This window comes from Streptomyces sp. NPDC002499, from assembly GCF_053595415.1.
The window spans coordinates 196,149-207,960 of record NZ_JBSFXO010000009.1; the positions used below are offsets into that span (position 1 = coordinate 196,149).

9 protein-coding genes are annotated in these 11,812 nt (G+C 70.9%); 6 read left to right on the forward strand and 3 right to left on the reverse strand.

The window, feature by feature from the left end; genetic code table 11:
- Nucleotides 1–221: 221 nt before the first annotated feature.
- Complete coding sequence (locus tag ACWD5F_RS26155; RefSeq protein WP_451257836.1) at nt 222–503, forward strand: hypothetical protein; 282 nt, start codon at nt 222–224, stop codon at nt 501–503.
- On the opposite strand, the gene ACWD5F_RS26160 is transcribed toward ACWD5F_RS26155, so the two are convergent.
- Nucleotides 460–1,329 (reverse strand): DUF4184 family protein, encoded by an 870-nt coding sequence (locus ACWD5F_RS26160; protein ID WP_451257838.1) that lies wholly within the window; start codon nt 1,327–1,329, stop codon nt 460–462. The two genes, ACWD5F_RS26155 and ACWD5F_RS26160, sit on opposite strands and share 44 nt — an antisense overlap.
- Before the next feature lie 316 nt (nt 1,330–1,645).
- Here ACWD5F_RS26160 and ACWD5F_RS26165 point away from each other — a divergent pair, with 316 nt between their 5' ends.
- From ACWD5F_RS26165 to ACWD5F_RS26175, 3 genes are all read left to right on the forward strand, one after another.
- Entirely contained in the window at nt 1,646–3,373 is a 1,728-nt protein-coding gene (locus ACWD5F_RS26165; RefSeq protein ID WP_451257840.1) for a lytic transglycosylase domain-containing protein, read from the forward strand.
- Between the two features lie 164 nt (nt 3,374–3,537).
- Entirely contained in the window at nt 3,538–3,672 is a 135-nt protein-coding gene (locus ACWD5F_RS26170; RefSeq protein ID WP_124004370.1) for an SPW_0924 family protein, read from the forward strand.
- A gap of 21 nt (nt 3,673–3,693) precedes the next feature.
- Nucleotides 3,694–4,686, forward strand: a complete 993-nt coding sequence (locus ACWD5F_RS26175; RefSeq protein ID WP_451257842.1) for a DUF3068 domain-containing protein — start codon at nt 3,694–3,696, stop codon at nt 4,684–4,686.
- Here the strand turns inward: ACWD5F_RS26175 and hrpB are convergent.
- Together hrpB and ACWD5F_RS26185 are read right to left on the reverse strand one after the other, a co-directional pair.
- Complete coding sequence (gene hrpB, locus ACWD5F_RS26180) at nt 4,676–7,189, reverse strand: ATP-dependent helicase HrpB (protein WP_451257844.1); 2,514 nt, start codon at nt 7,187–7,189, stop codon at nt 4,676–4,678. The two genes, ACWD5F_RS26175 and hrpB, sit on opposite strands and share 11 nt — an antisense overlap.
- A 4-nt stretch (nt 7,190–7,193) precedes the next feature.
- Nucleotides 7,194–8,186 carry a class I SAM-dependent methyltransferase gene (locus ACWD5F_RS26185; RefSeq protein ID WP_451257846.1) on the reverse strand — a complete coding sequence of 331 codons (993 nt, stop codon included), beginning with the start codon at nt 8,184–8,186 and terminating at the stop codon, nt 7,194–7,196.
- 242 nt (nt 8,187–8,428) lie between these two features.
- Between ACWD5F_RS26185 and rpsA the strand changes: the two genes are divergently transcribed.
- Together rpsA and ACWD5F_RS26195 are read left to right on the forward strand one after the other, a co-directional pair.
- Nucleotides 8,429–9,940: a 30S ribosomal protein S1 gene (rpsA, locus tag ACWD5F_RS26190; protein ID WP_451257848.1), complete on the forward strand. Its 1,512-nt coding sequence runs from the start codon at nt 8,429–8,431 to the stop codon at nt 9,938–9,940.
- 321 nt (nt 9,941–10,261) lie between these two features.
- On the forward strand, nt 10,262–11,788 hold the full coding sequence (locus ACWD5F_RS26195; RefSeq protein WP_451257850.1) for a flavin monoamine oxidase family protein: 1,527 nt from the start codon (nt 10,262–10,264) through the stop codon (nt 11,786–11,788).
- Nucleotides 11,789–11,812: the final 24 nt, after the last annotated feature.

Here is an 11,812-nt window from a genome sequence, read left to right on the forward strand (position 1 = left end):
GCGGGTGGCGTGTGCGGTCGCCATCCGTGCCGAGCGGCCGAGCCGGTTCCCGGGGCGAGGCCTCGGCGGCGGGCTCGGGGCGGGGCTTCGGCGGCGTCCCCACGGGCCGTGCGGACGCGGCCCCGCGGGCGTCTTCACTCACGCAGCCCCCGGCAGGGCCCGTCACTCACGTGGCCCCCGCAAAAGCGCCCCCCTCCCCGACCTCCCGCAAGGATGCGGGCATGGGTATACGCACGCTCCATCGCCGGACGGCGTCAGCGCAGGCGAGCACCGATCCGCGCCCCCGCCCGACATTCACCTCGGTCCCGGTCTTCGCGGCCGACGCGAGCACCGCCCGCATCCCTGCCGAACCCGGCCTGGTCCTGGGGCGCGGGCTGCCCCGAGCGGGCCTCGACGCCCGTACCGGCTCGGGCGAACCGTCCGCCTGGCGGCTCTGGGCCGGCCTGCTGGGCGATCACCTCATCCGGCTCGCCGGTCCCCGCCCCGACGACTCGACCCCGTGAGCACACCCGCCGAGCCTTCCGCGTCCGGCGCCGGCCGCCACACCCGTACCCCCACGGCGTAGACGAGCAACCCCAGCACGAGCCCCGCGCCCGCGCCGAAGCAGACCGTGGGGATCAGTTCCCAGGGCTTGGCGGTCGAGCCCCAGTACGCCCACCACCGTGTCGCCCGCTGCACCGCCGCGACCAGCGCGCAGCCGCCGATCACGGCGCCGGCCCACCATCGGTCGCGTGCCGACAGGGCGGGGACGCCCATCGGTCCGGCCGCGGCGGGCGTCCGGCGCAGCGCGTGGAGCAGGAACGCGCCGATGATGATCGCGGCGACCAGTGAGCCGCCGTACTGGACGTACCAGAACAGCGGCGAGCCCCCGAACTCCCGGTCCAGCAGCGGCAGCAGCCGGACGCCCCAGCGGTCGTGGTGCGTGAACGCGTCCCACACGACATGCGTCAGCGCGCCGAGCGCGGCGGAGACGTACCACCGGGCCACCAGGGCGGGTCGCACGCGCGCGTGGGGCGCGCCGCACCGGAGGAGAGCGGCGGGACGGGACTGGCGGGACCGGGGGAGGAGGGCGACGAGCGGTTCGCGCAGGAGCAGCCACAGGGCGACCAGCGTCCAGGAGACCAGGACGTCGAAAGTCAGGACGCCCGTGAAGGAATGCGTGAACTCGCCGAATTCCATTGCCCCGGGAAGGGCACTCGCCGCGTAGTAGGTCATGTCGGGTGCGAAGGAACCGGCCACGAGCACGGCCGGAACCAGTCGGCCCCGGCCCGTTCCGTCGGCGCGCACGGCGGGCAGTACGGCGGCCGCGTGGCTCAAGGTGAACGGCAAGAGAACTCCTGGTCGGCCGGGGTGGTCGCTGCGGTCCAGTATGCGGGCCGCAACAAGGCGCCAACCGCATATGGCCAACCGGTGAAAACCGGGCACGAACGGGTGCCGGTGCAAAAGAAGTTGTCGTAGGGTCGCCTGGGTCGGCGTGCCGATGGAACTCGGGGGAGCGCGGTCGAACAGGTGAGAAAAGCACCGAAATCCGTGACGAGGGCAACCGACGCACCGGGTTGATCGTCACAACAGGGTGGGCCCAACAGGCCCGCGGCAGACAGCGACGGACGCACGGGCGCGTCCACCGGAGGGGCTGGTTCACTCTATGGCGGCGCAATTCGGTATGAGGCTGCGCAAGGGAGCGGCGACCACCGCGGTGGCCGCGGTCGTGGTCGCGGCGCTGTCCGCGTCCCAGGCACCGGGTGTCACGGCCGACGACCACGGCAGAACCAGCGCCGCCGACGCCCAGTCCGCGCCCGAAGCCACCGGTTCCGACGAGGGCGGCGCGACCGGCAACTCGCCGTACTACACGGACCTGCCGCCGCTCAACAGCCCCAACCCCGCGCCGAGTCCGACCGTGGGCACCCCGGTCGTGCAGGGCGACGGCGAGGCCGGCATACCCGCGACCGTCCTGGACGCCTACAAGAAGGCCGCCGACGAGCTGGCCCGGTCCAAGGCCGGCTGCAACCTGCCCTGGCAACTGCTCGCCGCCATCGGCAAGGTGGAGTCGGGCCAGGCCCGCGGCGGCCAGGTCACCGCCGACGGCACCACCATCACCCCGATCCTCGGACCGCAGCTCGACGGCAACGGCTTCGCACTCATCCAGGACACCGACAACGGTCAGTACGACGGCAACAGCACGTACGACCAGGCCGTCGGGCCGATGCAGTTCATCCCGTCCACCTGGGAGTGGGCGGGCCGCGACGGCAACGACGACGGGGTCAAGGACCCGAACAACGTCTACGACGCCGCCCTCGCCGCCGGCCACTACCTGTGCCGCTACAGCTGGGACCTGTCGGTACCGGCGGACCTGAACCGCGCGATCCTCAGCTACAACAACTCGCAGGACTACCTCAACACGGTCCTGTCGTGGCTGGAGTACTACCGCAAGGGCACGCACGAGATCCCGGACGGCACCGGCTCCGTCCCCTCGAACCGCAGCGACGACGACCAGCCCGACCCGAAGCCGTCGACACCTTCCACGCCCTCGACGCCGTCGACGCCCTCGACCCCGGGCAAGCCGTCCGACCCCGGCACACCGCCGACGACCGACCCGAGCACCCCGCCCACGACGCCTCCGCAGACGCCCACCGACACGGTGGACCACCTGGAGGACGGGGGCACCGCCAAGCTCACCGCGACGGCGGGCGGGGCGTTCGCCCAGAAGATCAGCACCAAGGCGGAGACCAAGGCCGGCAAGACGGTCGCCAAGGTCCGGGTCCGGTTCACCGTCGTCGGCACCACCGACGCCACCTTCACCGGCGGCGAGAGCGTCGCCACGGTCGTCACCAACGCCTCCGGCGTGGCCGTCGCGCCCGCGCTCCAGGCGGGCGAGAAGACCGGCGACTTCACCGTCCGCGCCACGGTCGTCGGCCGCTCGGTCACCGCCCTCGACTACAAGGCCACGGTCACCGAGCGCGTCGCCGACACCCTCGCCCGCACCAGCGACACCGCGCTGACCTGCGTCCCGGGCGGCGAGTTCGCCGACCAGGTCGAGGTGAAGGCGACCTACAAGGACGCCGTCGCGGGCAAGGTCGCGGCCACCGCCACTCTCATCAAGTCGGCGGACGACGCCACCGAGAACGACAAGGGCCCCTACTTCAAGGACGCGGACGGCAAGACCGTACGCACCCTCACGGGTCTGACGACGGACGCGAACGGCCTGATCAAGCTGCCCAAGCTCTACGCGGACGACACCGCCGGCACCTACCTGCTCCGCATCACCACGGCGGGCGGTGCCACCCTCACCGTCGAACTGACGGTGGCGGCACCGGCCGAGACGTCTCCCTCACCCAGCCCGTCGCCCAGCGCGTCGGAGAGCGCCGCTTCCTAGCGGCCCGCTGTACGACCACGACGGCGCCCTTTCGCCGAAGGGGCGCCGTCGTTGTTGTATGCGTAGAACCTGTTCTCATCTCGCCCACCCGTTGCTACGGTGCCGGACCTGACGATGTATCAGTTCCCGTCCGTCCATTGGTTCCAGTCCGTCGGGAGGCAGGCATGCGCGCCCTGATCGCCGCCGCGACCGGTCTCGCCCTGGCGTTCGCGCTCGTCCTCACGATGACCGCGATGGGCTCGCCGGCCGGCAAGACGTCCCCGAAACCGCTGCTGACGACGGTCCCCGCACACCCGTAGCCGTCCGCCCGGGAGGCCGAGATGCGCCGCAAGGCCAGTCTGGTCCTGCTCGCCCTCGCCGTGTTCTGCACGGCGCTGTCCCCGCTGCTGCGCTGGTACGCCTTCCCGCGCCTGGCCAAGATCCCGGCGAACCAGTACCAGGACATGGTCCTGGAGGCGAAGAACGCGACTCTCCTCGACTACGGCACGATGACCGCGAAGAAGGTCCCGAAGGTCACCGTCGTGCAGACCCTCAAGGGCAACGTGGAGGCCGCCGACAAGGTCGAGAAGTCGTACGGCAAGGACGTCGTCGTCTGGGACAGCCTCTCCTATGTCCAGGGCCCCGACGGCAAGATGGTCTCCAAGCTCCCCGAGCGCTACATCTTCGACGCCCACTCCCAGGAACCCGTCCACGCCGCCGGTGAGATGGTCGACAACGACCCGGTGAAACGGCAGGGCATCGAGTTCAAGTGGCCCTTCCTGACCGAGAAACGGGACTACGTCTACTTCGACGCGCAGACCCGCACCAGCGCGCCCATCCACTACAAGGGCACCCAGAACTTCCGTGGCCTGAAGGTCTATTACTTCGAGCAGACCATCCCCTGGACCAAGGTCCCCTTCCCCAAGATCCTTCCCGTCGAGGGCATCACGCCGGATTCGATCGCCAAGACGGGCACGACCCGCTGGTACACCACGGTCCGCAAGTTCTGGGTCGAACCCGTCACCGGCGCCCCCGTCAACGGCGAGGAGGTCCACAAGGAGGAACTGCGCGGCGGCACGCTGCTCGGCGACAAGGACAAGGTGACGGCGTTCGCCGGTGACGTGAAGATGCGCGAGGACTACATCGAGCACACCGTCGACCTGGTCAAGTCCAACCGCACCCTGGTCCTGCTCCTGACCTCGTACCTCCCCTGGGGCTTCCTGGGCCTCGGCGTCCTCCTCCTGTCGCTCTCCCTCTACCTGGAGGCCCGCAGCCGCCGCCCGGCCGACCCGGAACCGGCGGAGTCGTCGACACCGGAACCGGTCACCGCCTGAGCCGCGCGTTCGTGTACCGCGTCGGCTCCGCCGTCGCCGGGTCCTCCGGCCACGGATGCTTCGGATACCGGCCGCGCAGCTCGGCACGCACGCCCTTGTAGCCGTCCCGCCAGAACGACGCCAGATCGGCGGTGACCGCGGCGGGCCGGCCGGCGGGGGAGAGCAGGTGCACGAGCAGCGGCACCCCGGCGACGGCGGGGGACTCCTGGAGCCCGAACATCTCCTGGAGCTTCACTGCGAGCACGGGCCGCTCGGGATCGCCGTAGTCGATCCGGATCCTGGACCCGCTCGGTACGGCCATCCGCTCGGGTGCCAGTTCGTCCAGCCGCCCGGCCTCGCCCGTGGCCCACGGCAGCAGCCGGCCGAGCGCCTGCCCGGCCTCGATCCGCCCGAGGTCGGCCCGCCGCCGGGCGCGCCCCAGTTCCGGCTCCAACCACTCGTCCACGCGCGCGTGGAGGGCGTCGTCGCTCACATCGGGCCACGGCTCCCCGAGCCGCAGCCGCAGGAACGCGAGCCGCTGACGCAGGACGAGGGCATCGGCCGTCCACCGCAACAGCCCGAACCCCTCCTGCCGCAGCCCTTCCAGAAGCGCCTCGCGTACGAGGACGGGGTCCGCCTTCTTCAGCGGCCGCACCGCCAGCTCGATCGCCCCCAGCCGCTCCACGCGCCGGGCGACGACGTCCCCGTCGGCCCAGTGCACCTCCTCGCGCTCCGTCAGCAGCGCGCCCGCCGCGGATCGGGCGACCCCTTCGTCGACGGTCGCCGCGAGCTGCACGCGCGCGTGTCCCCGTCCGACGGGCCGGTCGGCGACGGCCACGGCGATCCAGGGGGCGCCGCGCAGCCCGGTGCTCTCGCCGAGCTCCGCGCGCGTGCCGGAGACCATGAGGTACGAGCCGCCCTCGGCCTTGGCGACGCGCTCGGGGAAGGCGAGGGCGGCGACGAGACCCACGAGGTGGTCGTCGCCCGGGCTTGGGGTGGCCTTCGCGTGGGCGTTCCGGGTGCGAGGCTCGGCGGTGTCCGTCGCGGCGGCCCGCAGCCGGCGTACCTCCTGGCGCCACCGTCCCGCGTAGGCGTCTCCGCCGCGCCGGGCCGCCCGCAGCGCGGCGGCGAGATCGTCCCCGTACGCCCGTGGTGGCTCTTCGCTGAGCAAGGCCACGACCTCGGCGCCCGCACCCGAGGTGTCGAGCAGCGCCCGGCCCAGTCGCGGGTGCAACCCCAGCCGGGCCAGCCGCACTCCCCGGTCCGTGGCCCGTCCGGCGGAGTCCACCGCACCGATCGCCGTGAGCACGGCCCGCGCCGCCGCCATCGCGCCGGCGGGCGGTGCGTCGAGGAGGGCCAGGCCGGAGGCGTCCGGATCGCCCCAGCACGCCGTCTGGAGGGCGAACGCGGTCAGGTCGGCCACCTTGATCTCCGGAGCCGGGAAACGCGGCAGACGCGCGTCCTCCGCCTCCGCCCAGCACCGGTACACCGCCCCCGGCGCCTCCCGTCCGGCCCGCCCCGCCCGCTGCCGTCCCGCCGCCTGCGAGGCCCGTACGGTCGCCAGGGCGCTCAGCCCGCGCGCGTGATCGACCCGCGGCTCCCGCGCAAGACCGGAGTCGACGACCGACCGCACCCCGGGAACCGTCAGCGAGGACTCCGCGACCGAGGTCGCCAGCACCACCCGGCGCCGCGCACCCGCCACCAGCACCGCGTCCTGCACGGCCGCCGGCGCCCGCCCGTGCACCTGGAGCACGTCGACGTCTCCGAGGTCCCCCAACTGACCTGCCACACGCGCGATCTCACCCACGCCGGGCAGGAAGCACAGCACGTCCCCGTCCCGCTCGGACAGCGCCCGCCGCACCACCGTCGCCACATGCGTGAGCAGCGCCGGGTCCACGCGCATGCCGTGCGGCGGCCGTACGGGCCGTGCCGGCGGCGCCCAGACCACCTCCACCGGGTACGAGGTGCCCTCGGCCTCGACCACCGGCGCATCGCCCAGCAGCCGTGCCCAGCCCGCCGCGTCCGTCGTCGCCGACGCGGCCACCAGGCGCAGTTCAGGCCGCAGCGTCTCGCGCACGTCCCAGAGGAACGCCGCCGTGGTGTCCGCGTCCAGATGACGCTCGTGGCACTCGTCGAGCACCACCACGTCGACGCCCGCCAACTCCTGGTCGCGCTGGAGCCGTTGCAGCAGCACACCCGTCGTGACGACCTCCACGCGTGCGTGCCGCCCGACGACGCGCTCGCCGCGCACGGTGTACCCGACGCTCTCGCCGACCCGCTCGCCGAGCAGCCACGCCATCCGCCGGGCGGCGGCCCGGGCGGCGATACGGCGCGGCTCGGCGACGACGACACGGCGCGCGGGCCCGTCGCCCAGCAGGCCCGCCAAGGCGAGCGGGACGAGGGTCGTCTTGCCGGTGCCGGGCGGCGCGACGAGGACCGCTGTGCCGTGTCCCTCCAGAGCGTCGCCCAGCGCGGGCAGCGCACCACGGACCGGAAGGGCGTCCAGCGCGTCGTGACGGATCACGCGGTCAGTCTCTTACGCACACGAAGACGGCCGTGCCCGGGATCAGGTTCCCGCGCAGCGGGGACCAGCCGCCCCACTCCGAGGTGTTCCAGGACGGCCACTCCGGCTCGACCAGGTCCACCAGCCGGAAGCCGCCCGCCACGACGTCCCGGACCCGGTCGCCGATCGTGCGGTGGTGCTCGACGTAGACCGCGCGGCCCTCGTCGTCCTGCTCGACGTAGGGCGTGCGGTCGAAGTAGGAGGCGGAGACCGACAGGCCCTCGGGGCCCGGCTCGTCCGGGAACGCCCAGCGGATCGGATGCGTCACCGAGAAGACGAACCGGCCGCCCGGGCGCAGCACCCGCCGCACCTCCTTCAGCACCAGCACCGGCTCCGCGACGAAGGGCAGCGCCCCGTACGCCGAGCACGCCAGGTCGAAGGAGCCGTCCGCGAAGGGGAGCGCGCCCGCGTCGGCGCACACCAGGGGGAACGCCGAGCCGATGCGCAGCGCGTGCTGGAGCTGGCGGTGGGAGATGTCCAGGGCGACCGGACGGGCCCCCTGGGCGGTCAGCCAGCGCGAGCACTGGGCCGCGCCGGCGCCGATCTCCAGGACGTCCTTCCCCTTCAGCTCCTCCGGCGGACCGAGCAGCTCCGCCTCCACCTCGTCGAGCCCCTCGGGACTCCAGACGAAACGGTCGTCACCGAGGAAGGTGCCGTGCTCGACCTGGTACTCGTCGGCGTTGCGGTCCCACCAGCCCCGGTTGGCCCGCGAACTCTCCGTGATGTCGGCCTGACGCCGCGTCGCTTCCGGCTCGTGCGTCCCGGATGCCTCGAACGCTTCGGCCGCTTCGGACTCTTGGATGATCGGCTCCCTCGTCGTACTCTTCCCTCCGATCCGGGGCGCCCGAGGGCGTCCACGGGTGTCACGGAAGAGGTGTCCCAAGGCCCGCGTGGCCTCCAGAGACAGTTCTTGTGCCGGGTATGCGGCGATCCGCCCCGGGTGTGCGCCTTCGCGCATTGACCCTGTCCGGCTGCCCCCGTATGCTACAAGTTGCGCTGCGGGCCTGCGCTCCTCAGACGTAGCAGGCTGCGCTCGCATCTGTTGTATGTCCCCTCGGTTGTCGAGGCGCCATCTCCAGTACCTGGTTCGCCAGTTGCTGTTGGGGCGCTTCCTAGGCTGTCCGGCTTCTTCAGAGCGATACGGGCTCCCGGCGTAGCAGTACCTACGACTTCAATGTCCGTACCGGAGCCCTTTCCCACATGACGAGCAGCACCGAGACCACCGCCACCACCCCGCAGGTTGCGGTCAACGACATCGGTAACGAGGAAGCATTCCTCGCCGCCATCGACGAGACGATCAAGTACTTCAACGATGGTGACATCGTCGACGGCGTCATCGTCAAGGTTGACCGGGACGAGGTTCTCCTCGACATCGGTTACAAGACCGAAGGTGTCATTCCGAGCCGCGAGCTCTCGATCAAGCACGACGTCGACCCCAATGAGGTCGTCGCCGTCGGTGACGAGATCGAAGCCCTTGTTCTCCAGAAGGAGGACAAGGAAGGCCGCCTGATCCTCTCGAAGAAGCGCGCCCAGTACGAACGGGCGTGGGGCACGATCGAGAAGATCAAGGAAGAGGACGGCATCGTCACCGGTACCGTCATCGAGGTCGTCAAGGGTGGTCTCATCCTCGACATCGGCCTCCGTGGCTTCCTCCCGGCCTCCCTGGTCGAGATGCGCCGCGTTCGCGACCTCCAGCCCTACGTGGGCAAGGAGCTCGAGGCCAAGATCATCGAGCTGGACAAGAACCGCAACAACGTGGTCCTGTCCCGCCGTGCCTGGCTGGAGCAGACGCAGTCCGAGGTCCGCCAGACCTTCCTCACGACCCTCCAGAAGGGTCAGGTCCGCTCCGGCGTGGTCTCCTCGATCGTCAACTTCGGTGCCTTCGTGGACCTGGGTGGCGTCGACGGACTGGTCCACGTCTCCGAGCTCTCCTGGAAGCACATCGACCACCCCTCCGAGGTTGTCGAGGTCGGCCAGGAAGTCACCGTCGAGGTTCTCGACGTCGACATGGACCGCGAGCGTGTCTCCCTGTCGCTGAAGGCGACCCAGGAAGACCCGTGGCAGCAGTTCGCCCGGACCCACCAGATCGGCCAGGTCGTGCCCGGCAAGGTCACGAAGCTGGTTCCGTTCGGTGCGTTCGTCCGCGTGGACGAGGGCATCGAGGGTCTGGTCCACATCTCCGAGCTGGCCGAGCGCCACGTGGAGATCCCGGAGCAGGTCGTCCAGGTCAACGACGAGATCTTCGTCAAGGTCATCGACATCGACCTCGAGCGTCGCCGGATCTCGCTGTCCCTGAAGCAGGCCAACGAGTCCTTCGGTGCCGACCCGGCCTCGGTCGAGTTCGACCCGACGCTCTACGGCATGGCCGCGTCGTACGACGACCAGGGCAACTACATCTACCCCGAGGGCTTCGACCCCGAGACCAACGACTGGCTCGAGGGTTACGAGTCCCAGCGTGAGGTGTGGGAGAACCAGTACGCCGAGGCGCAGACCCGCTTCGAGCAGCACCAGCAGCAGGTCATCAAGTCCCGTGAGGCGGACGCCGCGGCGGCCGCCGAGGGTGGCGACGCGGCGGCGCCGGCCGCCGCGGGTGTGGGTGGCGGCGGCGGTGGCGGTTCGTACTCCTCCGAGGGTGCGGACACCTCCGGTGCGCTTGCTTCTGACGAGGCGCTTGCCGCGCTGCGTGAGAAGCTCGCCGGTGGACAGAGCTGACGCTCACTGAGCAGTAGTTCTTGAACTGAAGGGCCGTACCTTTCGAGGTGCGGTCCTTCAGTGCTTTTGGGCTGTATTTCGGGTGCGCGTAGTTCGTGGCTGGTCGCGCAGTTCCCCGCGCCCCTGAGTCGGACCCCCTCGGTCTTGCAGAAACGTGCGGGATACACCAGTAGCCGTTGGGGCGTAACTCGGTGTTGGGAGGCTCCACCCGGTCGTCGTGATCGGGAAAAGGAGCCGAAAATGGTGGACGCTCAGTACACGCCCGGGACCAGTCGTCGGGCGTTTCTTCGTAAGGTCGGGGGCACCGGTGGGGCTGGGGCCATGTTCGCCACGATGGGGGCCATCGGCCTTGCTCCCACTGCGGAGGCGGCCCGGCGGGAGGAGCCGTTTCGGGGGCTCAGGGCCGGGGACTTCACGGTCACCGGGCGTGGGGCCGCGAAGGTGGTGATCGTCGGGGGTGGCATCGCCGGGCTGACCACCGCCTACGAGCTGGGCAAGGCCGGCTACGACTGTACGATCCTGGAGGCCAGGGACCGGACCGGTGGGCGTAACTTCACCGTGCGCGGTGGGGACAGGACGACCGACCTCTACGGGAACACGCAGACCGCCCGCTTTCACGACGGGCAGTACATGAACTGTGGGCCCGCCCGGATCCCGCAGTGGATGGTCACCCTCGACTACTGTCGTGAACTCGGCGTTCCCATCGAGGTGTTCACGAACGTCAACGCGGACGCGTACCTCTACAACGAGTCCGCCGGGATGACGAAGCCGGTGCGGTACCGCACGGCGAAGGCCGATGTGTACGGCTACGTCTCGGAGTTGCTCGCCAAGGCCACCGACAAGGGTGCGCTCGACAAGGAGTTGACCGCGACCGACCAGGAGCGGCTGGTCGAATTCCTCAAGGACTGGGGGGAGTTGGGCGACACCCTGGCGTACGAGGGCGGTGAACGGCGCGGGTACACGACCGTTCCGGCCGCCGCGGGCACCCCCGGTGTACTGCTCGGGGACGTGCCGAGCGCCTCCGAGGTCTTCGCCAGCGGGGTCGGGCGGTACTTCTCCTTCGAATTCGGCTTCGACCAGGCCATGTTGATGTTCCAGCCGGTCGGTGGCATGGACCAGATCCCCAAGGCGCTCAGCAAGGCGGTCGGCGCCCATCGGATACGTACCGGCGCGGTCGTGAGGAAGATCAGCGACACCGGGCGCGGGGTGTCGGTGACGTATGCGCAGGGCGGTCGTACGAAGGTCGTCGAGGCCGACTACTGCGTCGCCGCGCTGCCGCCCAACATCCTCGCCAAGGTGCCGCACAACCTCGGCTCCGGGGTGCAGTCCGCGCTGGAGGCGATCACGCCGTCCTCGGCCGCGAAGATCGGGCTGGAGTACCGGTCCCGCTGGTGGGAGCTCGACCACGGCATCTACGGCGGCATCACCGAGACCGACCAGGACGTCACCCACATCTGGCATCCCTCGTACGGCTTCCACGGCGAACGCGGGGTCCTCGTGGGGTACTACAACTACGGCGACGACGCCGACAGCTACGCGAAGCTCACGCCGAAGGCGCGCGAGGCGCGGGCGGTGGCCGCGGGCGTGAAGATCTACGGGGAGAAGTACCGCAGCGAACTCGCGTCCTCCTTCTCGCACCACTGGCGGCAGACGCCCCACCTGGAAGCCGCCTGGCACAGCACCCCCGGCGGACCCGACGACCCCCGCTACAAGCCGCTGAACGAGCCGACCGGGCGCGTGTACTTCGCCGGCGACTGGCTCAGCTACACGGACGCCTGGCAGCACGGGGCGTTCACCTCGGCGCGGAAGGCGGTGACCGCCCTGCACACGCGCGTGCTCTCCTCCTGAGCCGGCCCGGCAGGCATGGAGCAG

What these genes read in the sequence shown, in the direction of transcription:
- ACWD5F_RS26155 (WP_451257836.1), top strand. Translation starts at nt 222, where the DNA reads ATGGGTATACGCACGCTCCATCGCCGGACGGCGTCAGCGCAGGCGAGC.
- ACWD5F_RS26165 (WP_451257840.1), top strand. Translation starts at nt 1,646, where the DNA reads ATGGCGGCGCAATTCGGTATGAGGCTGCGCAAGGGAGCGGCGACCACC.
- ACWD5F_RS26170 (WP_124004370.1), top strand. Translation starts at nt 3,538, where the DNA reads ATGCGCGCCCTGATCGCCGCCGCGACCGGTCTCGCCCTGGCGTTCGCG.
- ACWD5F_RS26175 (WP_451257842.1), top strand. Translation starts at nt 3,694, where the DNA reads ATGCGCCGCAAGGCCAGTCTGGTCCTGCTCGCCCTCGCCGTGTTCTGC.
- ACWD5F_RS26185 (WP_451257846.1), bottom strand. Translation starts at nt 8,186, where the DNA reads ATGCGCGAAGGCGCACACCCGGGGCGGATCGCCGCATACCCGGCACAA.
- rpsA (WP_451257848.1), top strand. Translation starts at nt 8,429, where the DNA reads ATGACGAGCAGCACCGAGACCACCGCCACCACCCCGCAGGTTGCGGTC.
- ACWD5F_RS26195 (WP_451257850.1), top strand. Translation starts at nt 10,262, where the DNA reads ATGTTCGCCACGATGGGGGCCATCGGCCTTGCTCCCACTGCGGAGGCG.